At 73.1% G+C, this 25,244-nt stretch carries 18 protein-coding genes; 5 read left to right on the forward strand and 13 right to left on the reverse strand.

The genetic code is table 11. The features are described 5' to 3' along the window. Positions 1-14 precede the first annotated feature (14 nt). The 5 genes from POL25_RS10135 to POL25_RS10155 all read right to left on the reverse strand — a co-directional run bounded on the left by POL25_RS10135 (position 15) and on the right by POL25_RS10155 (position 4,679). Positions 15-476, reverse strand: coding sequence for a hypothetical protein (locus POL25_RS10135; RefSeq protein WP_272085737.1), 462 nt, complete (start codon positions 474-476; stop codon positions 15-17). Positions 477-496: 20 nt separating this feature from the next. Beyond that, positions 497-1,297, reverse strand: coding sequence for a class I SAM-dependent methyltransferase (locus POL25_RS10140; protein ID WP_272085738.1), 801 nt, complete (start codon positions 1,295-1,297; stop codon positions 497-499). 14 nt (positions 1,298-1,311) lie between these two features. Then, positions 1,312-1,986: an HAD family hydrolase gene (locus POL25_RS10145; RefSeq protein WP_272085739.1), complete on the reverse strand. Its 675-nt coding sequence runs from the start codon at positions 1,984-1,986 to the stop codon at positions 1,312-1,314. Positions 1,987-2,163: 177 nt separating this feature from the next. Then, complete coding sequence (locus tag POL25_RS10150) at positions 2,164-3,156, reverse strand: phytoene/squalene synthase family protein (RefSeq protein WP_272085740.1); 993 nt, start codon at positions 3,154-3,156, stop codon at positions 2,164-2,166. Then, complete coding sequence (locus tag POL25_RS10155) at positions 3,153-4,679, reverse strand: phytoene desaturase (RefSeq protein WP_272085741.1); 1,527 nt, start codon at positions 4,677-4,679, stop codon at positions 3,153-3,155. Before POL25_RS10155 ends, POL25_RS10150 begins: the two co-directional genes overlap by 4 nt. 68 nt (positions 4,680-4,747) lie before the next feature. Here POL25_RS10155 and POL25_RS10160 point away from each other — a divergent pair, with 68 nt between their 5' ends. Continuing rightward, the gene (locus POL25_RS10160) at positions 4,748-5,329 is read left to right on the forward strand and encodes a Uma2 family endonuclease (protein WP_272085742.1); all 582 of its coding nucleotides are present in this window, start codon (positions 4,748-4,750) and stop codon (positions 5,327-5,329) included. Positions 5,330-5,480: 151 nt separating this feature from the next. Here POL25_RS10160 and POL25_RS10165 read toward each other — a convergent pair whose 3' ends face one another. Together POL25_RS10165 and POL25_RS10170 are read right to left on the reverse strand one after the other, a co-directional pair. Next, the gene (locus POL25_RS10165; RefSeq protein WP_272085743.1) at positions 5,481-10,157 is read right to left on the reverse strand and encodes an Lhr family helicase; all 4,677 of its coding nucleotides are present in this window, start codon (positions 10,155-10,157) and stop codon (positions 5,481-5,483) included. A 75-nt stretch (positions 10,158-10,232) separates the two neighbouring features. Continuing rightward, on the reverse strand, positions 10,233-11,972 hold the full coding sequence (locus POL25_RS10170) for a fibronectin type III domain-containing protein (RefSeq protein ID WP_272085744.1): 1,740 nt from the start codon (positions 11,970-11,972) through the stop codon (positions 10,233-10,235). A 173-nt stretch (positions 11,973-12,145) separates the two neighbouring features. On the opposite strand from POL25_RS10170, the gene POL25_RS10175 reads away from it, so the two are divergent. Both POL25_RS10175 and POL25_RS10180 read left to right on the forward strand, forming a co-directional pair. Next, entirely contained in the window at positions 12,146-13,732 is a 1,587-nt protein-coding gene (locus POL25_RS10175; RefSeq protein ID WP_272085745.1) for a glycosyltransferase family 39 protein, read from the forward strand. Between the two features lie 264 nt (positions 13,733-13,996). Then, complete coding sequence (locus tag POL25_RS10180; RefSeq protein ID WP_272085746.1) at positions 13,997-14,908, forward strand: NAD(P)/FAD-dependent oxidoreductase; 912 nt, start codon at positions 13,997-13,999, stop codon at positions 14,906-14,908. A gap of 78 nt (positions 14,909-14,986) precedes the next feature. On the opposite strand, the gene POL25_RS10185 is transcribed toward POL25_RS10180, so the two are convergent. Beyond that, a complete protein-coding gene (locus POL25_RS10185) occupies positions 14,987-15,817 on the reverse strand; it encodes an AraC family transcriptional regulator (protein WP_272085747.1) in 831 nt (276 codons plus the stop codon). A gap of 364 nt (positions 15,818-16,181) precedes the next feature. On the opposite strand from POL25_RS10185, the gene POL25_RS10190 reads away from it, so the two are divergent. Next, positions 16,182-17,711: a hypothetical protein gene (locus POL25_RS10190; RefSeq protein WP_272085748.1), complete on the forward strand. Its 1,530-nt coding sequence runs from the start codon at positions 16,182-16,184 to the stop codon at positions 17,709-17,711. A gap of 87 nt (positions 17,712-17,798) precedes the next feature. On the opposite strand, the gene POL25_RS10195 is transcribed toward POL25_RS10190, so the two are convergent. From POL25_RS10195 to POL25_RS10215, 5 genes are all read right to left on the reverse strand, one after another. Next, entirely contained in the window at positions 17,799-18,350 is a 552-nt protein-coding gene (locus POL25_RS10195) for a hypothetical protein (protein WP_272085749.1), read from the reverse strand. 230 nt (positions 18,351-18,580) lie between these two features. After that, positions 18,581-20,035 (reverse strand): sigma-54-dependent transcriptional regulator, encoded by a 1,455-nt coding sequence (locus POL25_RS10200; RefSeq protein ID WP_272085750.1) that lies wholly within the window; start codon positions 20,033-20,035, stop codon positions 18,581-18,583. Positions 20,036-21,153: 1,118 nt separating this feature from the next. Continuing rightward, positions 21,154-21,639 (reverse strand): hypothetical protein, encoded by a 486-nt coding sequence (locus POL25_RS10205; RefSeq protein WP_272085751.1) that lies wholly within the window; start codon positions 21,637-21,639, stop codon positions 21,154-21,156. Positions 21,640-22,052: 413 nt separating this feature from the next. Further along, positions 22,053-22,553 carry a hypothetical protein gene (locus tag POL25_RS10210; RefSeq protein ID WP_272085752.1) on the reverse strand — a complete coding sequence of 167 codons (501 nt, stop codon included), beginning with the start codon at positions 22,551-22,553 and terminating at the stop codon, positions 22,053-22,055. A 430-nt stretch (positions 22,554-22,983) separates the two neighbouring features. Then, the gene (locus tag POL25_RS10215) at positions 22,984-24,447 is read right to left on the reverse strand and encodes a ligand-binding sensor domain-containing protein (RefSeq protein WP_272085753.1); all 1,464 of its coding nucleotides are present in this window, start codon (positions 24,445-24,447) and stop codon (positions 22,984-22,986) included. A gap of 201 nt (positions 24,448-24,648) precedes the next feature. Between POL25_RS10215 and POL25_RS10220 the strand changes: the two genes are divergently transcribed. Continuing rightward, on the forward strand, positions 24,649-25,209 hold the full coding sequence (locus POL25_RS10220) for a DUF4377 domain-containing protein (protein ID WP_272085754.1): 561 nt from the start codon (positions 24,649-24,651) through the stop codon (positions 25,207-25,209). Positions 25,210-25,244 lie beyond the last annotated feature (35 nt).

Consider the following 25,244-nt stretch of genomic DNA (forward strand, 5'->3'; position numbering starts at 1 on the left):
TCATGCGCGCCGCGTCAATCGGCGTGCTCGACCATGAACTCGAACGCCGCCGTGCACGGGAACTTCACCTTCGCCACGGCCGCCACCAGCGAGCACTGCGAGCCGTTGCAGACCACCCGCGCGTCGCGTCGCCCGCTGCCGACGGTCTCCGACGTGAAGCTGCCGACCTCGGTCGTCGTCACGTCGAGGGTCACGTCGGTCATGCTGATCTTCGCCCGCAGCAGGTGCTCCGGGCAGTCGAACTCCTTGCCCGACAGCTCGCACGCGAACACCCCCGTGGTGTTGTCCGCGAGGATGGTGAACGTGCCGCCGTTCTCGTTGGTGAGCACGAAGTCGCCGGACAGCATGTCGGTGATCGACCCGCAGCTCTCGTCGATCGTCTCGCCGGGGAGGAAGTTCCACCGCCCGTCGCGCGGCTCGAACTCGTTCCCGCAGCCGACCAGCAGCGACACCCCCAGAAACCACGCGCGCTTCATGCCGCGCAGCCTAGCAGGCCTCAGCCCGGCTTGCGCATGAACACCAGGTATTGGTACGGCAAAAGCTCGCGGTCGGTCCGCTCGTGGGTGAGCCCGAGCTTGGTCAGGTGCGCCGCCACCAGAGTGTCGTCGACCCGCATCGCCGCCGGCGGCCCCGGGGCGTCATCCGGCGCGTCTTTCTTGAAATCGACGACCACCAACAGCCCGCCGGGCTTCAGCGCCTCGCGGACCTTGCCGAAGAAGCGCGTCGGCTCGTCGATGTGATGATAGGTGTCGACCATCAGCGCCACGTCGAGGCCGGCAGGCAGCTTCGGATCGGCCACGTCGCCCTGGGCCGTGGTCACGTTGGCGAGCCCCTCCTTGGCCGCGCGCTCGCCGATCCATCGCACCATGCCGGGCTCGAGGTCGTTGGCGATCACACGCCCCTGGGGCACCGCCGCGGCCAGCCGCACCGTGAAGTAACCGGTGCCCGCGCCGAGGTCGGCCACCGTCATCGCCGGCGTCAACTGCAGCGCCGCGACCACCTCGTCCGGCTTCTGCCAGGCCGCGCGCTCGGGGCTGTCGAACTGGGCCGTCCACTCGGCCGGATCGGTGAAGCGATGGCCCTTGTGGTGCCCGCGCCCGCGGTGGTCGGAGTAGGCCTGCGCCTCCTCCTCGTGCTCCTGGGCGTGGAAGGCCCGCTCCTTGCTGGCCTCGTGGTCATGTCCCTCAGGACCTGCCTTCTCGGACATGTTCTTCGGGTCCTGTCCCGGGGACCCGGCGGGCGGCTTCCCGCACCCGACCAGGGCCCCGGCGATCGCGGCGATCACGGCGGTTCGCATGCCCGACCATACCCTCAGCGCAGCAGCGCGGAAAGCCGGGCGCGCACCCCGGGCCACGGCGTCCACGCCGGGTCGGGCGGGTCGCCGCCGGCCAGGACGCCGAAGAAGCGCATGCCGCAGGTCTCGGCGAACTTCTGGTCGGCGAACGCCCGGTCGCCGACCATGACCATGCGCTCGCCCGCCAGCCCCATGCCCGCCAGGGTGCGCGCCGCCATCCGCGCCGCCGGCTTCATCGCCCCGTGCTCCTCGGTCACCAGCGAGAAGTGGAACAGCGACGGATCGATGCCGAGCGCGCGCAGACGGTCGTGAGCGCCGCGATAGTCGCTGACGAGCCCGAGCCGCAGGCCGCCGGCGCGCAGCCGCAGCAGCAGCTCGGCCGCGCCGGGGTAGGCCCGCCCGGCCCGCTCGACGGCCCGCAGCACCTGCGGCTCGTAGCTGTCGGCGATCCACCGGCGCCAGACGTCCTGCTTGCCCGGGTCGCCCGCGAGCCGCTGCAACGTCTCGCGCGCCAGCGTCCCGGCGTCGTCGAAGTCGACCCCCGCGAGCCCTGTGCGCACCCGCGTGTACCGCCACAGCCGCGGCAGCGCCGGCAGCATGCGCGTCATCACGAACCGCTCGACCGGCCGCTTGTCGTAGAGCGTGCCGTCGAGGTCGAACACGACCCCGGCGATCGCACCGTCACTCGCCATGATGCCCCCTCGCCCGCCCGCTCATGCCCCCGAGGACCTGTCCTCCGGGACACCCTCTCGAGGAGACCGCGGCCGCTCGTCGTTCGCCGCAATCTGTCCCCGAGGACATGCTCTTACGCACCGGTCCTTTCGCGCAGGTCCCGAAGGACATGCCCTCTCGACCAGCCGCGCCAGCCATCAGAACACCTCGCGCACCAGCTGGAGCACGCGCCCGCCGCGGCTCGCGCGCGCCGGCGTGCGCGCGCCCGCGTCGGTGCCCGGCAGGTCGGCGATCAGGCGGTGCAGCCCCGGATCGTGGGCCTCGCCCTGCGGACGCAGCGCCCCGCGGACGAACGCCAGCAGCGCCGCGCCCGTCCACACGACCTTCTCGAGCGCCGGCACCACCGTGCGCCCGGCCAGCGCGTCGCCGCCGTGACGCCGCAGCCGCAGCCCGATCGCCCGGTACACCCGGCTGGCCACCACGATCGCCAGCCGCGTGCGCCACGGGATGAACCGCAGCCCCGCGTCGGCGCTGGCATAGTAGCGCTCGGCCAGCGCCAGCACGTCGAGCACCACCGAGGCCACCGCCTCGCGCCCGGCCGTCCCGTCCAGCAGCGCCGCCGGGCTGGTGCCGGCGAAATCGAGCCGCGTCTCCGGCAGGTACACCCGCCCGCGCCCGGCGTCCTCGGCGACGTCGCGGGCGATGTTGGTCAGCTGCATGGCGATCCCGAGGTCGAGCGCGAACGGCGTGGCCTGCGGATCGCGGGCGCCGATCACCCCGCACATCATCAGCCCGACGGTCCCCGCGACCTGGTAGCAGTAGCGCAGCAGCGCCGCGTCGTCGGGCAGCGCCACCGGCCCGGCGTCGGCGCGCACGCCCGCGATCAGCTCGTGGGCCACGCGCAGCGGCACGCCCCAGCCGGCCAGCAGATCGCGGTAGCACGCGACGAGCGGCCGCGCCGGCGCGGCCCCCGAGAGCTCGGCCTCGATCGCCCCGACGTCCGCCAGCCCCTCGCCCGGCGCCTGCGCCTCGTCGACCACGTCGTCGACCAGCCGGCAGAACGCGTACACCACCGCCGCCTCGTCGAGCCGCTCCGCCGGCAGGAACCAGCCCGCCAGGTCGAACGTCCGCGCGTGCCGGGCCAGCGTCGCCCGGCTCTCGGCCACCACCCGCGCGCGGTCGTAGCTCATCGGCCCGCTCCTCGCATGTCTCTTGCGACATGTCCCTTGCGACCTGGCTCCGGCATCACCCGCTCGAGCACCTTGGCCGAGCACAGCACCCCCGGCATGCCCGCCCCCGGGTGGGTCCCGGCGCCGACGAAATACAGCCCGCGCACGTCCTCGGAGGTGTTGTGATAGCGGAAGTAGGCCGACTGGGTCAGCCGCGGCTCAGGCCCGAACGCCGCCCCGCCGTACGACTGCAGCGTCGTCTCGAAGTAGCGCGGCGTCACGTGCTTGCGGGTGACGATGTGCTCGCGCAGGCCCGGCACGTGCTGCTCGGACAGGAAATCGACGATCTTGCCGAAGTAGTCCGCGCCGAGCCGGTCCCAGTCGAGCCCCTCGGCCTGGGTGTTCGGCACCGGCGAAAGCACGTAGAACGCCTCGCAGCCGGGCGGCGCGAGGTTGGGGTCGGTCCGCGTCGGCGCGTGCAGGTACAGCGAGAAGTCCTCGGCCAGGATCTTGCGCTCGAAGATGTCCTCGAGCAGCTCGCGGTAGCGCGGCCCGAGGATGATGGTGTGGTGCGCCAGCTCGGGCCAGGTGCGGTCGGTGCCGAAGTAGCCGACGAACAGCCCCATCGAAAGCTTCTTGCGCTTGACCAGGAAGTCGTTGTTCCACCGACGGTGCCGCGGGGCCACGAGCCGGGTGTAGACGGTCGCCGGGTCGGCGTTGCTGACGACCGCTCCGCAGGCGATCCGCTCGCCCGCCGCCGTGCGCACCGCCGTCGCCCGCCCGCCCTCGACCTCGATCTCCGCCACCGACGCGCCGAGCCGCACCTCGACCCCGAGCTCGTCCAACAGGCGCACCATCGCCTTGACGATCGCCGTCGTCCCACCGAGCGCGAACTCGACGCCCCACTTGCGCTCGAGCCAGTGGATCAGCGCGTAGATCGCCGGCGCGCGGAACGGGTTGCCGCCGATCAGCAGCGGCTGGAACGTGAACACCTGCCGCAGCCGCTCGTCGGCGATCGACCGGCTGACCCACTCGTACATCGAGCGCCAGCAGCCGAGCCGGGCCAGGTCAGGCACGATCTTCAGCATGTCGCCGAAGCGATCGAAGGGCCGGTCGACCAGCTCGGTGTAGCCGATGTCGAAGATCTCGCGGGCCTGGGCGGCGAGCCGGCGATAGCCGTCGACGTCGCGCGGCGAGAATTGCTCGATCTGCGCCAGCAGCCGCGCCTCGTCGCCCACGTAGTCGAACGCCGAACCATCGGGGAACAGCACGCGATAGAACGGATCGACCGGGACGAATTGCACGTAGTCCCGCCGCTCGCGCCCGACCAGCGCGAACAGCTCGTCGAAGAGGTGACTCGCGGTGACCACCGTCGGCCCGGCGTCGAACGAGAACCCGTCCTGCTCGAACACCGCGGCGCGCCCGCCCGGCTGGTCCATCGCCTCGAGCACCAGGACCTCGTGGCCGCGGGCCCGCAGGCGGATCGCCGCCGCCAGCCCCCCGAGCCCCGAACCGATCACGATCACCCTGTCCTGCTCGCTCATGCCGCTGCGCGAGTGTATCGCCGCAGGCCGCCGGAACACGCCCGCGGCACCCGTGGTATCCTCACTTCGTGACCGCCGCCACCTATGCCGACCTCGTCGCCCACCCCGACGACGTCAAGTCAGAGGTCCTCGGTGGCGAGCTCGTGACCCAGCCGAGCGCGACCTTTGGTCACTGTTACGTGCGGAGCGGGCTCGGTCGACTGCTCGGCGGACCTTTCGACTTCGACGACGACGGTCCGGGAGGCTGGTACATCGTCACCACCGACCTCGACGTCCGCTTCACGGACCACGACATCGTCCGGGCCGACGGCATCGGCTGGCTCCGCCCTCGCCTCGACGGTCGGTACGATTCGCTCCCGATCGACGTGGTCCCCGACTGGATCTGCGAGGTCCTATCCCCCTCCTCGACCAAGCGCGACCGCCTGCACAAATTTCAGCTCTACGCCCGCCACGGCGTCCCTCACTACTGGCTCGTCGATCCCGAGGCGCGCCTGCTCGAAGCCTATGCGCTCGTCGGCGGCGGGTGGAAGAGCATCGGCGTTTACGACGAGACCGCCCGCGTCCGCATCGCCCCGTTCGAGGCTATCGAGCTGCCGGTCGGTCACCTCTTCCTGCCCGAGCCGGAAAACCCGGCACCCGCGGCGACCTGACCGCTCGCACACGCAAGCGCTGCGCGTGGCTCTCGACCTGTCCCCGAGGACATCCGGCGAGTCACTCTCCCCGCGCCGGAAGATTCGGCACTCGCCGCGACCCTTCGCAAGCTCCGCCCACGCGTGTCCGCGAGGACATTGGTCGCGTGACTCAAAGCTGCTCGCCGGCGAAGCGGGCGAACAGCCCCTGGCTCGTCGCCGCGAACCCGGCGCGCTCGAACAGCGGCAGCCACGGTGACTCCTGCGCCGGCGTCCCGTCGACCTGGCCGATGAGCAACGTCCGGCGGCTCGGCGACAGCAGCCCTGTCAGCGCTCGCGCGGCCGCCTCCGCCACCCGCGAGCGCTCCGGCTCCTCGGCCGGGGTGAACAGCACCACGCTGCGGGCGTCCCGGCCGACGTGGGCGGCCAGCAGCCCGTCGACCAGCACCACCGACGTCCCGGCCGCGCGAGCAACCCGCGCCCCCGGGTGCTCCGGCCACGCCAGCGCCGCCCCGTACGGATTGGCCGGGTCCGTGCTCGCCAGCACGATCGCCTCCGGCTCGGCCGGCGGATCGCGCAGCGCCCTCAACCTGTCCTCTGCGCCAGGTACGGCGAATTGCGCCGCGCCCAGCCCGTCGACGAAGTAACCGCGGCGGACCTTGCCCGCCTCCTCCATCGCCTTGAGCACCTCGTAGACCGCCGAGAACCCGCCCGCGATCTCCTCGGCCTGGACCGCCTCGCGCGTCACGATCCCGTGGCGCTCGAGCAGCGACTGCGCCAGCGCGTGGCGGCGCCGCGTCTCGAGCGCGCTCACGCCGGCTGACCCTTCAGACATATCCGAAAGGACATGTCGTGGCGGCCAGATCAACGACCAGCGGCCCTCCGAGCCCGGCGGCCCCAGCCGGCGGGCGCGGAACGGGCTCGGCGGCGGCGCCCCGCGGCGGCGGTCGCTGGCCGAGCCGAACACCAGCTTGCGCAGCGCCACCAGCGTATCGTTGCTGAGCTCGCCGGCCCACACCATGTCCCACAGCGCCTGCAGCAGGTCGGGCTCGAAGCCGCCGACCAGCGGCGCCAGGTCGCTGAAGAACAGCGCCCCGCGCTCGCTCAGCACCGCGCGGATCTTCGCCGGCAGCTCGCCCTCCACCGCCGTACCTGGCCTTCGGAGCATGTCCAATTGGTCCGCCAGGTACAGCGCGATCCGGCCGTCGCCGCTGCCCACCGGCGCCAGCCCGAGCCAGCCGACCTCGCCCGCCGCGCACAGCCCGTCGAGGTCGCCCACGCGGTAGTCGACCAGTCGGGCCGGCAGCACCTCCGTCTCGAGCGCCGACGCCAGCAGCGGCGTCCCTTGCAGCTGCCCCACCACCTGCAGCAGCGCCTCGCGCCCGCGCAGGCGCGGCTGCAAATGCTGCCAGCGGGTCAGGAAGCGGGCATAGGCCGCCTGCGGCGCCGGCTCGACCGCCTTGCGCAGCCGCGCCAGGCTGCGCCGCTTGATCTGCCGCAGCACCTCCGGGTCGCACCACTCCGCCCCCGTGCCGCCCGGCGTGAACTCGCCGGCGATCGCCCGGCCCTCCGCCGCCATGTTCTTGAGGACATGTTCGATGAGACCTGTCCCGAGGCCCAGGCGACTCGCCACCGCCGCCGCCGTGAACGGCCCGTGCGTGCGCGCGAACCGGCGGACCAGGTCGCCGAGCGGGTCGGCGACCGGGGTCCGCAGCGCCTTCGGCACCGTCGCCGGCAGCGCCACGCCCAGCGCCCCCTCGAGCCGGGCCGCGTCCTCGACCGCCGCGAATCGACCTGTCCCATCGGCCAGCTTCTCGGCCACGAACACCCGGCGGGCCGCCACCAGCTCGCCCAACCACGCCCCCGCCGACTCCGGCGGCGCGCAGCGGTCCACCACCTCTGCGCGTGAAAGCTCTCCGAGCGCGATCAACAGGTCGTGCAGCCCGTCGGCCGACGTCGCCGGCCGCGTCAATCGCTGCAGCCCCGCCTCGACCTCCGCGATCGCCTCGGCGTCGAGCAGCTCCCGCAGCGACGACTCGCCCAGCAGCGCCCGCAGCTGCCCGGTGTCGATCGCCAGCGCCTGGGCCCGGCGCTCGGCCAGCGGCGCGTCGCCCTCGTACATGAAGTTGCCGACGTAGCCGAACAGCAGCGACCCCGCGAACGGCGACGGCCGCTCGCTGTCGACCATCACCACCCGCAGCTCGCGGGACTGCACCTGGCGCAGCAGCTCGCGCAGCGCCGGCAGGTCGAACACCTCGCGCAGGCACTCGCGGAACGTCTCGAGCACGATCGGGAACGAGCCGAACCGCCCGGCCACGCTCAGCAGATCGGCCGCCCGCTTGCGCTGGGCCCACAGCGGCGCCCTGCGGCCCGGGAACCGCCGCGGCAGCAGCAGCGCCCGCGCCGCGTTCTCGCGGAACCTGGCCGCAAAGACAGCCGTCTGCCCGAGCTGCTGCACCACCAGATCCTCGATCACCTCCGGCGCCAGCAGCAGCGCCGACATGTCCGGGGCCGCCTCCGCGTCGGGGAAGCGGAACACCAGCCCGTCGTCGGCCCACAGCCCCTCGACCTGCTCGCCGCTCGCCTCGCGCATGCGGGCCAGCGCCGCCGTGGCCCACGGCGCGTGCACGCGGGCCCCGAACGGCGACAGCACGCACACCCGCCAGTCGCCGACGTCGTCGCGCCAGCGCTCGACCACGATCGCCTCGTCGCTCGGCACCTCGCCGGTCGCCGCCGTCTGCGCCTGCACATAGTCGAGCAGGTCCTCGGTCGCCCTGTCGTCGAGGAAATGCTCGCGGGTCAGCTTGCGCCGGGCCGCCGCCGGGGTCGCCGCCGCCAGCTCGCGCGTCAGTCGGCCGATCGCGCGCCCGAACTCGGCCGGCCTGCCGACCGCGTCGCCGCGCCAGAACGGCATCTTGCCCGGCTGTCCCGGCGCCGGGCTGACGATCACCCGATCGGGCGTGATCTCCTCGATGCGCCACGACGACGCCCCGAGCAGAAACACGTCACCGACGCGCGACTCGAACACCATCTCCTCGTCGAGCTCGCCGACCCGCCGCGCCGTCGCGCCCGGCTCGCCGCGCAGGAACACCCCGTAGAGCCCGCGGTCGGGGATCGTGCCGCCGCTGACGACCGCCAGCGTGCGCGAGCCGGCGCGCGCGGTGAGCCCCCCCGAGTCGCGGTCCCAGGTGATGCGCGGCTTCAGCTCCGCGAACTCGTCGGACGGGTAGCGGCCCGACAGCATGTCGAGCACCCCCTCGAATGTCTCTCGGGACAGGTCAGCGAACGGCGCCGCCCCGCGGACCTCGGCGTGCAGCGCCTCGACCGTGGTCGCGTCCATCGCCACGCTGGCGACCACCTGCTGGGCCAGCACGTCGAGCGGGCTGCGCGGGTAGGCGATCGGCTCGACCTCGCCGGCGACGATCCGCGGGGCCGCGGCCGCGCACGCCAGCAGGTCGCCGCGGAACTTCGGCACCAGCACCCCGCGGGACACCGCCCCGACCTGATGGCCCGCGCGACCGATCCGCTGGATCCCCGCCGACACCGACGGCGGCGACTCGATCTGGATCACCAGCTCCACCGCCCCCACGTCGATCCCCAGCTCGAGCGACGAAGTCGCCACGATCGCCGGCAGCTCGCCCGCCTTGAGCCGCGCCTCGAGGATCTGCCGGCGGTCGCGCGCCACCGCCCCGTGGTGCGCCAGCGCGATCTCCTCCTTCGCGTGGTCGTTGATGGCCGCCGCCAGCCGCTCGGCCAGGCGGCGGTTGTTACAAAAGATCATCGTCGAGCGGTGGGCCCGGATCCGCTCGACCAGGCGCGGCACGATCGACGGCCAGATCGACTTCCCCGCGCCTGCGAGCCCCCCGCCCGCCGGCCTGCGCTTGCCCGGCCGCGCCGCCGCGGCGCGGCCGCGCTTGCGTGGTGATGTCTCTTCCGACATGCCCTCTCGGACATGTCCTTCGGGAGCTGTCTCCTTGAGCATGCCCTTCGGAGCATGTCCCTTCGACCCTGTCTCCCCCGCCGCGGCCCCATGTCCCTGCTCGCCGGCCGGCCCTGCTGCGCCCGCCTCGGCCTCGACCGGCACCTCGATCGTCAGCGCCCACGCCTTCTTGCCCGGCGGCGCCGCGATCGTCACCGGCCGCGGCTGCCACTCGCCGGCGGCGTCGACTGTCCCGCCGCCCAGCAGGCGCGCCACCTCCTCGAGCGGCCGCTGCGTCGCCGACAGCCCGATGCGCTGCAGCGGCGGCGCGGCCGGATCGTGGCGGCGGCGCAGCGCATCGAGCCGCTCGAGCGTCAGGAACAGGTGGGCCCCGCGCTTGGTCGCCGCGACCGCGTGGATCTCGTCGACGATCACCGCCTCGACCGCGTGCAGCCCGTCGCGCGCGTTCGAGGTCAGCAGCAGGTACAGCGACTCCGGCGTGGTGATGTAGATGTCGGGCGGGGTTCGCCGCAGCTGCCCGCGCTCGGCCTGGGTCGTGTCGCCCGAGCGCACCCCGATCGTCGGCCGATGGAACGCCGCGCCCGTCGCTGCTGCCACCTCGGCGATGCCCACCAGCGGCCGCTGCAAATTGCGCTCGACGTCGGCCGCCAGCGCCTTGAGCGGCGACACGTAAATCACGCGACAGCGCCGCTCCGGCGGCGGCTCGGGCGCGAACATCAGGCGATCGATGGCCGCCAGGAACGCCGCCAGCGTCTTGCCCGAGCCGGTCGGCGCCAGCAGCAGCGTCGACCGCCCCGCCGCGATCTCCGGCCACGCCGCCGCCTGCGCCGAAGTGGGCGCCCCGAACGCGTCCGCGAACCACCGCCGCGTCGGCGGATGAAACAGCGAGAGCGGGTCCTTGGGGCTCACGGGCCCGCGAGTGTACGCGCCCGCCCGCCGCCGCGCACGCTCACCGCGGACGGTCCAGCCCGGTAGCTGCGGCTCTCACGGCGTGAGCACCCCGGTCATCGCCCGCGAGCGCCAGATGTCATGCGAATCGGCGTGGGCCTCGCTGATGCCGCGGCCGCGCTCCGCGGTGACCTGCACATAATAATGCCCGCCCGGCTCGAGGAACCCGTCGGGGATCGTCACCTCGGTGAACTCGGTGCGGATGCTGCCGAGCGAGCGGCGCAGGATCGGCCCGTCGATCCCCTCGATGTCGTCGATCGTCCGAATCGTGATCGTGTAGACATCGGGCGCCCCGAATTTCGGCGGCTTGAAGCTGATCGTCGGATTGACGCCGACCCCCGCCAGCGAAGCATCGGGCGCCACCGCCGTGCCGTTGACCGCGAGGTCGCGGACCAGCCCGAGCTTCGGCACGATCGGCGCCTGCGTCAATTCGTCGAGTCGGCCCTGCACGCTCAGGTCGGCCGCCACGTAGTCGTAGACCCCGCCGCCGCCCGGGTCCTTGACGAACACGTAGCGCGTGCACTGCACCACCAGCGTCGGCGTGCCGTCGATCTTTCGGTCGCCGAACTCGAGCTCGAGCACGCGGTCGCCCGGGGTGACGAACATCGTAGCGCAGTCCTCGCCCATGCACGCCGGATCGGTCGGCGCGTCGAGCCCGTACACGTTGAAGCCGCCGAGGTTGGGCGTCATGCCGGTGATCGGGTGCTCCGTGCCCGGCTCGAGCACGGCCGCCACGGAGCAGCCGACCGACTTGAGGTCGGCGTCGTAGATCTGCAGCTCGGCCATGAACTCGCTGGCGCGAAAGTCGACGCTGACCACCTCGCTGGCGACCGGCGCGAACGAGCCGGTCGCCGCCGTCGTCGCCCCCGGCAGCATCGCCGGCAACGACAGCTCGGCCGCCTCCGCCAGCACGTAGCGCTGGGCGAACGACCACGGGTCCTGCAATTCGGCCCCGGTCGGCGCCGCCACCAGCGGCCCCGCGACCAGGTGACCGAGCCAAAGATCGTCGCCCTTGGTGGCATCGACCAGCGGCCAGCCGCCGCGGCCCGTGTCGGGCCGCCACGCGATCGTCCATGCATCGATCTCCGTCGCCCCCAATTGCGGCGAGCCCGACGTGTCCTCCGCATCGAGCACGGGGAACTGCAGCATCAGCGCGTCGGCGTCGTGCGAGTAGAGCTCGAACTGATCCTCCGGCCCGAGCGGCGCCAGATCGCCGACCGAAAGCGTCAGCCCCGTCGCCGCCTCCCCCGTCGCCGCGACGTCCGGCCGCCCGGCGAAGATCCCCGCGTAGTTGCCGAGCTTGCGCGCCTGCGCGACGAACACGAGCTGCTGCCCCGGCGCGTCCGGCAGCTCCGGCTCCGCCGGCCTGCGCGTGCGCAGCTGATACACCGCCTCCGGCACGCCCGCGAACTCGAGCCGCGCCTTCTCCTCGGAGAACAGCGCCGGATAGGTCTGCCCGACCGCGACGATCGCCATCGATGCGTGATCGAGCAGCGGATCGCGGGTCACCACGACCTCGGCCGCGTCACGCGGCCGATACGTGCGCACCGCCGAGGCGATCACGCCGGCGAACACCTCCTCCGGCTCGCCGGTCGTCGGCTCCTCGCTCGGCCCCGTCGTCGGTGTCGCGTCGGTCGTCGGCCCCTCGCCGCCCTCGCTGGTGCTGCTGCTGCTGCCGTCGGTGGTCGTCGCCGGCGCCGCGACGATCGGCGTCGGACAGCCGGCGAGGGTCAGCAACAGGCCGCTCGCACCCGTCAAGCTCGAGGACAATCGCATCGCTCCAATCTCCTGCAGATCGGCGCACGCATACAACCCCTCCGCGGCGCGGGCCCGCGGCCCCACTGCGAGTCGCCGCCCCATATGCGCCGCAGCGCGGCCGACGCTCGCGAGCGTTAGCGCGCGAGCGGCCAGCAGCCCGCACGCCCGCGCTTCGGGCATCATCGCCGCCCGTGTTCGCCCGCCGCGAAATCGGCACCGCCCTGGCGCTCGCCGGCATCGCCGGCCTGTCGTGCCTGGTCCGCCTGCCCGGCTTCCGCGAGGGCGGGTTCGCCTCCCACGACGTCGGCGGGATCCTCTACGAGGCAATGCTCCTGCGCGCCGGCGGCCTGCCCTACGTCGACGCGATCGAGCTCAAGGCCCCGGGCACCTTCTACCTCGCCACCGTGCTCGCCGGCCCCGACGGGCGTGACATCGCCGCCTTCCAGATCGCCGCCAACCTGGTCGCCCTCGCCTCCTTGTTGGTGCTCGCCGTGCTCGCCTGGCGGCTGTGGGGCGCCCGCGCGGCCGTCGTCGCCGCCGCGCTGTACGCCCTGCACGACGCCCACCTCGACAGCATGGACGCCAACTACGTCACCTGGGCCCAGCTGCCGGCGATCGCCGCCGGGCTGTGCGCGGCGCGGGCGGCCGCCTGGCGCGAAGAACCTGTCTCTTCGCGCAGGTCCTTCGGGACATGGCTCCTGGGCGGGGTGATGTGCGGCCTGGCCGCGCTGTGCAAGCAGCCCTCCGGCGTCGTGCTCCTGCCGGTGTTGTTCTGGGCCGTGTGCCCGCCGGGGCGCCGCGACCTCCGGGCCGGTCTCGCCGTGCTCGCCGGCTTCCTGCTCGCGCACCTGCCGGTCGGCCTGCACTACCTCGCCCGCGGCCACCTCGGCGCGCTGCTCGGCGGCTACGTGTGGAACCCGTGGGGCTTCGAGTACATCGCCCGCAACACGGCCGCCACCGCGCCGGCGCGGGCCGCCTGGGAGCTGCTCGCGGCGGCGGTCCACTTCCTGGCCCTGCCGCTGGCGCTGGCGCTGTTGGCCCTGACCGCCCGTCCTCGAGGACATGCCGCGAAGGACATGTCCCAAGGTACTCCATCCCATGTCTCGAAGGACAGCCGCGAGGTCCCCGGCGCCACCCGCTTCCTGCTCGCCTGGACCGCCGCCGCCGTGGCCGCCGCCGCCACCGGCCTGCGCTTCTACAAGGGCTACTGGCTCGGCGTCCTGCCGCCGCTGTGCCTCCTCGCCGCCGCGCCGTGGGGCGTCTGCGCCGCTGCCCCGTGGCGACGCGGCTGGCCGCGCCTCGTGCTCGCCCCGCTGATCCTCGCCCTGACCGTGCGCGCCGCCTGGGCCGTGCGCCTGACGCGAGACGACCGCGCCCGCCCGCACGACGAGGGCGCCCGCGCGATCGGTCGCTGGCTCGGCGACCGCACCGGCCCGGACGACACCATCTGGGTGTGGGGCTGGCACCTGTGGGGCGTGCACGCCTACAGCGGCCGGCTGTCGGCCAGCCGCGTCTACAAGACCCTCGGCCTGCTGACCACCACGCCCGACGACACCTGGCGCACCCCCGCCGGCCCGCCGCAGATGCTGGCCGACGGCCCGTGGGCGCAGCAGCTCCTGCGCGACCTGGCCGCCGCTCCGCCGGCGTTCGTGGCGATCGGCGGCACGGCCCCGAAGCACGAATTCCCGGCCCTGCGCCGCTTCCTCGCCGCGCACTACGTCCGCGACTACGGCCTGCGCTTCGGCAAGGTGGAGATCTGGCGCCGCGCGGACCGCTGAAATGACATGTCCATTGCGACATGTTCATGTCGCCATGTCATTCCCCCGCGGCCGACCGCGACGACCGGGCAAAGATCGACCGATCGCAGGCAAACCCGCGCCCTGGCGCCGATGCGACGCCAGGCCGACATTGGCGGCATGCGAACGCGACGGACTCGACGCGGAGGCCTCACGCGGCGGCGGTTGCTCGGATGGGCCGGGCTGACCGGCCTGCTGGGGTGCTCGCGCCGCTCGCCCGTCGCGCCCCCGCAGGAGGGCTCGACCATGGATTTCGACATCGTCATCGTCGGCGGCGGACCGGCCGGCCTCAGCGCCGCCCTCGCGCTCGGGCGCGCCCGCAAGCGCGTGCTCGTGTGCGACGCCGGCGCGCCGCGCAACCTCGCCGCCGCCCACATCCAGGGCTTCGTCACCCGCGACGGCACGCCGCCCGCGGAGTTCCGCCGGATCGCCCGCGCCGAGCTGACCGCCTATCCGGGCGTCGTCGTGCGCGACACCCGGGTGCTCGACATCGCCGCGCAGGCCCCCGACGCCTTCGCCGTCACCCTCGCCGGCGACGCCCGCGTGACCGCGCGCCGCGTGCTGCTGTGCACCGGCCTCGTCGACGAGCTGCCGCCGCTGCCCGGCATCGCCGAGTTCTGGGCCACCAGCGTGCATTTGTGCCCCTACTGCCACGGCTGGGAGCTGCGCGAGCGGCCGCTCGGCTACCTGTGCCCGGACCCGGCGATGCTCGAGTGGGCGCTGCTGCTGCGCGGCTGGTCGCCCACGGTCGTGGTGTTCACCGACGACGCCTTCGCCGTGCCCGCCGACACGCGCGCGCACCTGCAGCAGGCCGGCGTGGCGATCGAGCCGCGCAAGCTGAAGCGGCTGGTCGGCGCCGGCACGCTGACCGCGGCCGAGCTGACAGACGGCGACCGGATCGCCATCGAGGGCCTGTTCGTGCGGCCGAAGCAGCATCAGGTCCCGATCGTCGCCGGCCTCGGGCTCACGCTCGACGAGCACGGCTTCGTCAAGGTCGACGATTTTAAGCAGACCTCGCGCCCGGGCATCTACGCCGCCGGCGACCTCACGACCGGCCTGCAGGGCGCCATCTTCTCCGCCGCCGCCGGCTACCTCGCCGGTGCCGCGATCAACCACGGCCTGACGACCGAGCTGGCGCTGCGCGGCGAGCTCGAGTGACCGCGCCTCATGTCCTCGAGGACATGCTCTTGAGGCCATGTCCTCGAGCAAATGTCCTCAAGGACATCAACAAAAAAATCACTCGGCCCGCGCGCGCCGCTGCTCCGCGCGCCAGGCCGCCGGCGTGCAGCCGTGCTCGCGGCGGAACAGACGGATGAAGTGCGTGGGGTCGAGGTCGCCGACCCGCCCTGCGATCGCCTCGACCGTCTCGTCGCTGGTGAGCAGGCGCCGGCGGGCCTCTGCCAGCCGCCCGGCGGCGATCCACTGGTGGGCAGTGCGGCCCGTGGCCCGCCGCAGCGCCGTCGTCACGTACGCCGGCGAGCGGCCCAGCGCCGCCGCGACGTCGCGCAGCGAGATCGGCGCGAGGCAGCGGCGCTCGATGAACCGCAGCGCCTGCGCCACCACCGGCGCCGCCGACGACGGGTCCCCCGCCGGCGCCGCGCGCACGACCTCGGCCAGCACCAGCGTCAACAGGCTGCGCTGCACCTGCGCCTGCAGGGCCGTCGGCGCCTGCGACGACTCCTCGCGCAGCTCGGCGATCACCCGCCGCAGGTGCTCCTGACGCGGGCCCGGGATCGGCAGCACCGCGGCCGCGCCGGCCCGCACGCGCTCGAACGGCTCGAGCAGCGCCGCGTGCTCGGAGGCCGCCAGGTAGACCGGGTCGAAGCCGACGCCCCACGCCTCGGCCCCGCCGCCGCAGATCGTCCGGTGCGCCTCGCCGGCCGGCACGAGCTGCACGTCCCCGGCCTCGACCCGCACGCGTCCGCGCTGCTCGACCTCGGCGCGGCCGTCGACGTAGAACACCACCGCCGCGAAGCCGTGCACCACCGGCCGCTGCGGGCCGACGCAGCGGCCCACCTGGTGGTGCCGGACGAACACGGGCCGGTCTTCGCTGCGATCGAGGCGCATGCCTCAGGCGTAATGCAATCCGAATCCACTTGCAACCCGATTGCATAAATACCGCCCACCTGCGACCCGAGCACGAGGATGGCGCCAGGCGGCCGACCCCGGCTCACTTCCGCGAGCGCGGAGCCGCCGCGAGCTGTCGCCGGCCGGGCGCATCACGGCTCGCAATCCACCGTGCGTCTCACGGTCGGCTTCGCCCTCGCCACGCGCCGCTCTCGATGACATGTGAGCCGCTGCACGACGCCAGCGCGCCTCGAGGTTCGCGTGCATCGACGGCCCCGCGTGTCCGCACGCCCGCGTGAGCCCGGCGACGCGCCGACCCCTGGCGAGCGCCGGCGGGCTTCCGCTATGGTGACCGTCCACTCCCATGTCGACCCGCTGTCTGCTGTTCGTCCCGCTCCTCCTCTCCCTCGCCTGCGGCGGCAGCGACCCGGGCGCCAGCACCGGCACCGACGATTCGACCTCGACCGGCCCCGGCAATTCGACCGGCACCACCGCCAACCCCGGCCCGACCAGCACCAGCGTCGACCCGACCACCTCGAATTCGACGACCGGCAGCCCCACCGGCACCACCACCACCACCGGTGACGACACGACCACGACCTCGAGCCCCGTCACCTCGACGACGACGAGCACCACCGACGGGCCCGACACGACCACCACCACCGGCGATCCCGACACCACCACCGGCGGCGTGATCGACGGCTTCCTCATCGGCGTGCACACGGCCGACGTCTCGCCGACCGACGCGCACCTCAACAAGAACGTCTACATGGGCGCCTACGGGGCCCCGTTCACGCGCGGCCCGGCCCAGGGCGTGCACGACGCCATCTTCGCCCGCAGCTTCGCCATCGAGGGCGACGGCGGCGGCGTGATCATGTCGATCGTCGACCTGCCCGGCATGGGCAACCAGAACACCCGCGCCGTGCGCCAGAAGGTCGCCGAGCTCACCGGCCTCGACGAGGGCCAGATCCTCGTCGGCACCACCCACAGCCACTCCGCGCCCGACCTCATGGGCCTGTGGGGCGGCGTGCCCGGCGACTACCGCGACTACATCAACGACGAGATCGCCCACAGCATGGCCGCCGCGTGGGACGCCCGCGTCCCGGCCACGCTGGCGGTCGCCACCGTCAAGGCGCCCAACAACAACCGCCGCGGCTGGGGCTTCACCGACGACGACATGACGATCCTCGACGCCAAGGACCTCGACGGCGAGCGCATCGGCACGCTCGTCAACTTCGCCGCCCACCCGGTGATCCTCGGCGAGGGCAACAAGGAGATCTCGTGCGACTACGTCGGCTACTCGGTCCAGAAGATCGAGGCGGCCCTCGGCGCGCCCGCCAGCCTGTTCAACGGCGCCCTCGGCGACGCCACGCCCAAGGTCCCCGCCGGCGAGTACCCCGACGATTTCGCCCGCGCCCAGGCCTACGGCGAGCTGCTCGCCGACCTCGCCATCGCCGCCGTCGAGACCGCCGAGCCGGTCGAGGGCTCGCTGGTGTGGTCGCACACCGAGTGGGAGCAGGGCGTCGACAACCTGCTGTTCCAGCTGGCCGCCGGGCTCGGGATCCTCCAGTTCGACTTCGAGTCGATGGGCCTGTCGCAGGTCGTCACCACCCAGAGCACCTACTTCCGCCTCGGCACCCAGATCCAGGGCGTGGCCTTCCCCGGCGAGTCGCTGACCCGCAACGGCCTGGCGATCAAGGAGACCATGAAGGCCCCGCACAAGCTGATCCTCGGCAACACCGGCGACGCCCTCGGCTACTTCATCCCCAGCGACGAGTGGCAGACCGGCAAGAACGACAACTACGAGGAGACGGTGTCCCTCGGCAAGACCGCCGGCGACACCGCCCGCAACAAGATCAACGCCCTGGTCACCGCCGACAACGCCAACTTCTGAGCCCCGGCGCACCTGCACCTTTGGACATGCCCGATCGAGCCTGCCCGTTCGGACATGCTCGATCGGACATGACCCACCCTCGCCCGCCTAGCCCGGCACGCGCGCGGGCCGGCCGTCCGGGGGCGTCGGCGCGACCACGCGGAACGTGACGCGCACGCGGTCGATGTGGCCGTCGCCGTCGGCCACGGAGATCGGCAGGACCCAGTCGCCCGGCTCGGAGAGATCGAGCGCGAGGGTCCACTGCGTCCCCTCGGAGTTGGTCGGCCAGCCCTCGGGGAAGAACGCCGAGGCGGTCGCCCCGGTCGGCGGGTCGACGGCCTCGAACGTCAGCATCAGCGGGTAGGTCGGCGTCTCCATCGTGGACTCGTCGTCGTCGTCCATGAAGTCCGGCCCCGTGCGCACGTCGAGGGCGACCCGCGTCCGCCCCGGCACCGACGGCCAGGCGAAGTTGCTGTTGGGGAACGGCGAGAACTCGAGCACGTAGAGCCCCTCGTCGGTCTCGATCGGCCGCCCCGCGACCACGTACTGGACCGACATGTCCGGCTCGCCCCCCGGGGCCGGCTCCGTCGGCGGAGCGCACCCGCCCGTCATCAGCAGCCCCGCGATCGTGCAACCCATCAGCCCGCCGAAGTTCGACATACGACCTCCTGCCGCCAAGCGTAGCCCGCGAGCCGGCGACGACCACCCGCAGCGCTTGCGCGGGCCGGCCCCGCCGCCGGTAGGAATTGCTCGCAGCCGGCCAAGACGACCGGGCGAGCGACGATATGTCCCGAGAGACATATGACAGATTCCAGCGGGCCCGGCTCGTGACATGTCTCCATGGACATGTCCTTCGCGCCCTGTCCGCCTGCCCCTCGGGACAGGCGGGCTCAGGAGATGTCGTGCTTCTTCAGCAGCCGCTTGAGCTGGTCGCGGCTGCGCAGCCCGAGCTCGCGCCAGGCCCGGTCGCGCACCCCGCCGACGCGGGCCAGCGCGGCGACGATCTGCTCGCGCGACAGCTCGCGCGGGTCGGTCGAATCGGCGCTGGCGGCGGTCGGCGGCGGGGTAGCCGGGCGGACCACAAAATCGGCCGGCAGGTCGAGCAGCGAGCCCGAGCTGGTGGCGATCGCCCGCCACAGCAGCTCGGTCAGCTCGCGGGTGTGGGCGCTGAAGCGATGGTGCGCCAGCGCCACCACCAGGCGGGCACCGAGCACCGGCTCGCCGCCGACGAAGAAGCGCTCGGCGATCGCCGGGTCGCGGGCCGCGAACCCGCGCAGCAGGTGCCGCGCCACCAGCACCACGTCCTCCGGTCGCTCGCCGAAGCCGGGCACGCCGACGCGGTGGGCGAAGCGGGCCAGGAAGTCGTGCTTGAGCTCGCCGGGCTGGCGGTTGGTGGCCGCCAGCACGCGCACGTCGGCGGCGCGCATCGACGAGTCGCCGAGGCGCTGGTACTCGCCGCTGTCCATCACCCGCAGCAGGCTCGCCTGCAGCGTCTCCGACAGCTCGCCGATCTCGTCGAGGAACAGCGACGAGCGGTCGGCGTCGCCGAACAGCCCGCTGCGATCGGGCGTGCCCGGGCTCGGATAGTCCTTGAGGTTGCCGAACAGCTCGGGGTCGATCAGCCGCTCGGGGATCGTCGCCGCGTTGCGGGCGATCAGCGGCCGCGCGCCGCGGCTCGAGGCGGCGTGGATCGCCCGCACCACCAGCTCCTTGCCGGCCCCGCTCGGCCCCTCGACCAGCACGTGCCCGTCGCGCTGGGCCAGGAACAGGATCTGCTGGCGCAGCAGCCACGCCGCCGGCGACTCGCCGACCAGCCCGAACCGGTCGACCGTGCCGAACGGGAACACGTCGGGCCAGCCGCCCGGCCGCGGCCAGTCGAGCGGCCGCCGCGTCACCAGCAGCACGAACCGACCGACCGCCTCGATCGTGTCGCCGGGCGCGACCGCGGCCTCGCGGGTCGGCTGGTCGTTGATCCGCAGCTCGCCCTTGCCGATGCCCTCGACCGCCAGCTCGTCGCCCTGCTCGAGCGTGATGCGGATCTGCCAGCGCGACACCCGGGCCGCCTGGAACGGCCCGCGCTCCTCGCTCGAGAACGGCCGCAGCCGCCGCAGCGTCAGCGGCAGCGAGCCGTCCTCGTAGCTCTCGATCGCCCGCCCGAGCGTGAAGCTCATGCCCCGCGCCGTCGGCGGCAGCACCACGACCTCGCCGACCCGCTCCGGCTCGTCGTGCGACCACAACACCACCAGCGCCGGCGCGAACCGCTGCGGCGCCGTGAAGTCGCGGTCGTAGACGATCTCCGCCGTCTCCGACAGCGTCGACTCGTGCGGTTGTCGTCGACCCTGCATGCTCGTCGGCCGACGTTATGCAGTTCGCCCGCGCGATGCCAGCGGGAAGCGTCCTCCGCACAATGCGCGCTTTCGCCCGACGGGGCCCGCCGCCCCGCTCGCTGCAATTCCGAACCACAGCCCGGATTACCTCGCGGACACCTGCTCGCCGCACCATCGCCGCCCGTGAGCGATGCGCGCCTCGACCTCTCGCGCCGGTGCCCCGCCGCCGCCGCCGCTGCGCCGCGCGCCAGCCCTCGGCGCGCGCGGCTCGAGCCGCGGACCCGCGATCCCGCGGCGGCCCGCGGTCACCATCGCCGGGGTCGTCACCGCCCGTCCGCTCGCCACCCGCCCGCCGTCGCCGCGCTGCCCGCCCGCGAGGGCGACGCACGGGACGAACGGCTTCCGCCCGCCGCCGGGCGTCCCGTGGTCGGGCTCGAAGTCGCAGCGCCTGGGCGCCGCCGCGGAGGCCGCGGATCCTCGACCTGGCCGAAAGAGCAGGCCGGCGCTCGCCGCGGACCCGCGCGCCGCCCCACCCTCGCCCGCCCGCCCGGCCAAGACCGCCGCTCTCCGCTGCGGCGGGACGCCGGCGCTCGCGGCGGTCGTCCGCGACGGCCTCGCCGGCGTCCTCGGCCTCTATGTCCTTCGGGACAGACCAGCGGACCCGCGCCCCGACGCATCGCCGCCGCTGCTCGACGGCGTCCTCGGCCTCTATGTCCTTCGGGACAGACCAGCGGACCCGCGCCCCGACGCATCGCCGCCGCTGCTCGACGGCGTCCTCGGCCTCCATGTCCTTCGGGACATCCCACGGGGTCCTGCCCCCGACGCCCCGACGTCGATCGAACATGGCCCCGGGGACATGTCGATGGCGCCGCCCCGGCGTCCGGCGCTCCGCCGTCACCGCCTCCGCCGGCCCTCCGCGCCGCTCCCACCGGGCCCGTCGCGGCCGCTCCCCCCGCTGCCGCAGCGTCGCCTGCCATTTTTTTAAGCATGTCTTCTTCGCCATCTCGGATCTCCCTCTCGCGCGACGCGAACGACCCGGAGCGCCTGCGCGCCCCGGGCCCCTGGAAGACCGACCGACGGGCGCGCGGCTCGCTCCCTGGCGCGAGCGCGGCTGTGCGGGCGGTCGGCGGCGGCGGTCAGTCGTGCAGGCCGAGCCACATACACACTTCGATGTCGATGAAGATCGGCGTGCTGCCCTGACCGTCGTCGTCATCGTCGTGGTGGTCGTCCCAGCGCGCCCCCGCGGTGCAGAACGCCGCCCCGTCGCCTTCGCACTGGCTGCGGCAGGTCGCCGCCCGCTCGGCCTGACAGGCCCCCAGCGCCGAGGCCGAGCGCGCGCGGTCGCCGAGCGCGTCGAGACACAGCGGCGTCATCGCCTCCGCCGTGCAGCTCGCCAGGCACTGCGGGCCCTGGTGGATCTCGCAATCATAGTCGCGGTCGACCGCCAGCTGGACCGCGACGCAGATCAGCAGCTCGAACGAATCGTCGTCGCAGCCGTCGCCCCAGCAGAACTCGGTCGCCGGCGCCGGCGTGGCCAGCGGGCGCGCCTCGCCCTCCGCGGAGATCGCGAACGGGAGGGCGAACGCGAGGAGCGGGGCGAGCATCATCATCTTACGCATCATGGTGAGTCCTTTCGCAGCGGCGCCGGTGTGCATTCCGGAGCCGCCCCGAATCCTACGCCGACGACCTCGCCGCGCAACCGCGGCCTGTAGCGACCCGCACGAATGATCATAGTCGTCACACGACTTTCGACATTCAGCCAAAGTCCGCGAGCGCCGAAGACGGCGCCGCCGGGGGCGTCATTCCGACGCCCCCGGCCGACTCCGTCCGCAGCGCCCTGCGGCCGCGATGATTCGCCTCGAAACGCGGGGGTGGGCCCCCGCTCCGCCGCGCGCCCGGGCGGACGCCGAGGCCCCCGACCTGTCCGCACTCCCCAGGACGTCAGGTCGCGCTGGCCCCGGAGCCGCCCGCGACGGGCCCGTCGTCCGCGTGCAGGACGCGGACCCGTCACGCGCGCGCGCCGGTCCCGGGGCGATTAACCGGCCTCGATGCCGGGGCCGATGCACGCGAGTAGATCGACGAACACCGCCGAATCACCGCCGGCGTACGAATCGACGCAGTCCTCGTCCCCCTCCTCGCAACCGGCGAATGCCTGGCTCGGTCGCTCGCGCTCGCAGAACGCGGCCCCGGCGACCTCGCACTGGCTGCGGCATACCGCCACGGTCTCGGTCTGACAGGCCGCGAGGTCGCGGGGCGTCGCCCGGTCGCCCACCTCGTTCAGGCACCCCTGGCCGACCGCGTCGAACGTGCAGGAGACCAGGCACGCCGGCCCCTTCCGCACCTCGCACGCGCGGGCCTCGAACCCGAACTGCAGCCCCGCGCACCGCGCGAGGTCGAGCCCGGGCGGCTCGTCGTCGCTGCAATCGTCGGCCCCGCAAAATTCGGCCTCCGGTAGCTCCGCCGTCGCCGGCCGCGCCGCGGTCACCTGGGACAGCACGAACGGCAATGCGAACCCAAAAGTAGTCGCTGACACCATGACAAATCGCAGCATCTCGTCGCTCCTTCGGTCGCCGGCCATTCGCCGGGACGCATGGTCCGAATATTTCGCCCCTCGTCCGCGACTGCCACGAGACGGTGTGGAGATGCGCAACCCCGGGGCGACGCCCGCGCCCCCCAGAAGCCCGCGAAAGCCTGCCCATCGCCCGAGGAACACCGTTATCGCCGAGCGCGGCGCGCTCCGGACGGCGGCTGGGCCGCCCGTGCGGGTCTCCACAATCGCGACCCGAAGCGCACGCTGCCGCAATCGCCTACATCGGCGACGACCTCGGCGATCGGGCACCTCGCTTTACAAACGGCGATTCGTCGCTCGCGGCTAACCCCGCGGGATCGTTGCCGCGGCGCCGCGGGCGAGCTCGCCGCCGGAGCCGGCCGCGCACCGCCAACGGTCCTGTGGCGGCCCCTCGCTGCTATTTCTTGTCGAGCGACACGGAGCCGACATCGAACACTTCACCGGGCTTCATCTCGACCCCCAGGTCCGAGCCCATCGTGATCCGCCACTTGCCCTCGGAGTTGATGGCGATCCCGTACGCGCCGAGCGGCACCTCCGCGAACGTCCACTCGCCGTTGCTGTCGGTCCTGCCGGCGAACTTGACCGAGCTGTCGGCGCACGGTGACTTGGTGAACATCATGCTCGGGCTCGGGCACAGCTCGACCTCGATCCCGACCACCGGCTGCCCGCCGCGCAGCAGCTTGCCCTTGAGCCCGCCCGTCTGGATCGGTCCGGCTGTCGGCAGCTCGGCCGGGCCCGCGCCGGCCACGGCCACGCCGACCACCTCGCCCGACAGCTCCGGCACCGCGCCTGACCGCCATTCGATCTTCGCGTCACCCGGCCCGAGGATCGTCACCCCGATCTCGCTCCCGACCCACACCCGCCCCGCCGCGTCGACCGCCAGCGCTCGCACGCCCTCGGACATGTAGTCCTTCTTCCGCCACACCTTCGTGGTCGTCGGCGTCGAGATCACGAGGTCGAACAGGTTGCGCGCCGCGATCGTGCCATCTGTCCCGAGAGCCAGGTCGCTGTACGACGGGATGCTGCCGCCGCCGAGCTTGACCGCCACCGCGTCGGCCGGCCCCGGCCCCAGCTTGATCAGCGTCGCCGACGCCAGCGCATAGACCGTCCCGTCGGCCGCGCGCTCGATCCCCTCCATGAACAGCCGGTCCTTGATCTTCCCCAGGTCGAGCGTGCTCCACGTCCCCCTGTCCTTGACGTGGATCCCGTTCGACGAAGCGACCCACACCTTGCCCGCGCGGTCGACCGCGATCGCCTTGACCATGTCGTCGCCGGCCCCGATCGTCGCCTTCTCCTCGCGCGTCCACGCCTTGCCGTCCCAGTGCGACACCCCGCCGAAGCCCGCCACCCACAGGTCGTCGTCGGCGGTCACGAACAGCTCGTCGATCGTCCCGGTCTCCTTGAAGTCGCCGCGCGCGACCTCCTTGAACTCGTCGGCGGCGAGCGTCGGCAGCTTGTAGATCGTCTCGAACCCGACCACCCACAGCGCCCCGTCGTCGGCGACGTGGAGGTTCTTGATCAGCCTGTCCGGCCCGTTCGCCAGCGGCGTGAACTTGCCCTGATCGAGCCGCACGATCCCCTTCTTGTCGATGGCGAAGAACGCCGGCCCCGGCACCTGCGGCGCCGGCGGCGACGTCGGTGTCGGCGTCGCCGCCGGCTCGCCCGGCTCCGCCGGCGGCTCGGCCTTCGTCGCGTCCTTCGTCTCGTCCTTCGCCTCGAGCTTCGCCTCCGGCGCTGGCGGCGGCGTCGTCTTGCTCACCTGCAGCTCCGGCCTGGCGACGAGCGGCGGGCTCGTGGTCTCGCCGCAGGCCAGCGCGAACGACCCGAACAGCAGCGCGAGGGACCTGGGGGCTTGTTTCATGGGCGCGCGAGGGTGCCACGACCGCGCCCGCCGCGAGAAGCCCCGAACGCCGCCTCGCAGCGGACGCGGCCGTCCCGTGTCTGCCTCGAAGGCTGGCGCCGATGTCGTGACGTCGGCGCCGCGTCCGGCGTTCGAGGGTCCGCGGGGGCGAGAAAACCCTGTACCCGCGCCGCGGTGCGATTGTTGCACCGCACGCCATCGATGCCGCAGTTCAAGCTTCGATCCCGCCACCTGCTCGCCCTTTCCCTCGCCGCCCTCGCCCCTGCCTGCGACCCCGAGGAGGCCCTGGAGGAGATGGTGGTGTCCTCGGTGCGTCGCCCCTGTGTCGGCCTCGAGCCGATGCTCTGCCTCCGCTACGCCGAGGACGGCGGCGAGTTGAAGTCCCACTATTCCGGCATCCAGGACTTCACCCACCGCTGGGGCGTCGAGACGCGCCTGCGCTACCACGTCGAGGCCGTCGAAAAACCCGACGCCGACGCTCCGAGCGAGCACTGGATCGCCGACGAGATCGTCAGCGAAGCGCAGGACCCCGTCGGCACCCGGTACGACTTCAATTTCCATGAGAGCGCGCCGGACAGCGGCTGGTTCGTGGCCTCGGGCGAGCGGCTGCGCATGATCGACACCGAGGTCGACTGCGCCCCGGCGCTGTGCGCCGAGGTCCTGAGCCGGCTCGCCGCCAGCACCCCCTTCGCCGCCGGATTCGAGCTCACCGCCGACGAGGCCGTGCCGCTGCGCCTGGTCTCGCTGCAGGACATCCCCTAGCCGTTCGGACATGCCCGACGGGACATGCCCCTTCG

Source organism: Nannocystis bainbridge, from assembly GCF_028368995.1.
GTDB classification, from domain to species: Bacteria; Myxococcota_A; Polyangia; order Nannocystales; family Nannocystaceae; genus Nannocystis; species Nannocystis bainbridge.

Excerpts from the sequence above, each read along its gene's own strand:
- POL25_RS10135 (WP_272085737.1), bottom strand. The coding sequence starts at position 476 with ATGAAGCGCGCGTGGTTTCTGGGGGTGTCGCTGCTGGTCGGCTGCGGG.
- POL25_RS10140 (WP_272085738.1), bottom strand. The coding sequence starts at position 1,297 with ATGCGAACCGCCGTGATCGCCGCGATCGCCGGGGCCCTGGTCGGGTGC.
- POL25_RS10145 (WP_272085739.1), bottom strand. The coding sequence starts at position 1,986 with ATGGCGAGTGACGGTGCGATCGCCGGGGTCGTGTTCGACCTCGACGGC.
- POL25_RS10150 (WP_272085740.1), bottom strand. The coding sequence starts at position 3,156 with ATGAGCTACGACCGCGCGCGGGTGGTGGCCGAGAGCCGGGCGACGCTG.
- POL25_RS10155 (WP_272085741.1), bottom strand. The coding sequence starts at position 4,679 with ATGAGCGAGCAGGACAGGGTGATCGTGATCGGTTCGGGGCTCGGGGGG.
- POL25_RS10170 (WP_272085744.1), bottom strand. The coding sequence starts at position 11,972 with ATGCGATTGTCCTCGAGCTTGACGGGTGCGAGCGGCCTGTTGCTGACC.
- POL25_RS10180 (WP_272085746.1), top strand. The coding sequence starts at position 13,997 with ATGGATTTCGACATCGTCATCGTCGGCGGCGGACCGGCCGGCCTCAGC.
- POL25_RS10185 (WP_272085747.1), bottom strand. The coding sequence starts at position 15,817 with ATGCGCCTCGATCGCAGCGAAGACCGGCCCGTGTTCGTCCGGCACCAC.
- POL25_RS10190 (WP_272085748.1), top strand. The coding sequence starts at position 16,182 with ATGTCGACCCGCTGTCTGCTGTTCGTCCCGCTCCTCCTCTCCCTCGCC.
- POL25_RS10195 (WP_272085749.1), bottom strand. The coding sequence starts at position 18,350 with ATGTCGAACTTCGGCGGGCTGATGGGTTGCACGATCGCGGGGCTGCTG.
- POL25_RS10200 (WP_272085750.1), bottom strand. The coding sequence starts at position 20,035 with ATGCAGGGTCGACGACAACCGCACGAGTCGACGCTGTCGGAGACGGCG.
- POL25_RS10205 (WP_272085751.1), bottom strand. The coding sequence starts at position 21,639 with ATGATGCGTAAGATGATGATGCTCGCCCCGCTCCTCGCGTTCGCCCTC.
- POL25_RS10210 (WP_272085752.1), bottom strand. The coding sequence starts at position 22,553 with ATGGTGTCAGCGACTACTTTTGGGTTCGCATTGCCGTTCGTGCTGTCC.
- POL25_RS10215 (WP_272085753.1), bottom strand. The coding sequence starts at position 24,447 with ATGAAACAAGCCCCCAGGTCCCTCGCGCTGCTGTTCGGGTCGTTCGCG.
- POL25_RS10220 (WP_272085754.1), top strand. The coding sequence starts at position 24,649 with ATGCCGCAGTTCAAGCTTCGATCCCGCCACCTGCTCGCCCTTTCCCTC.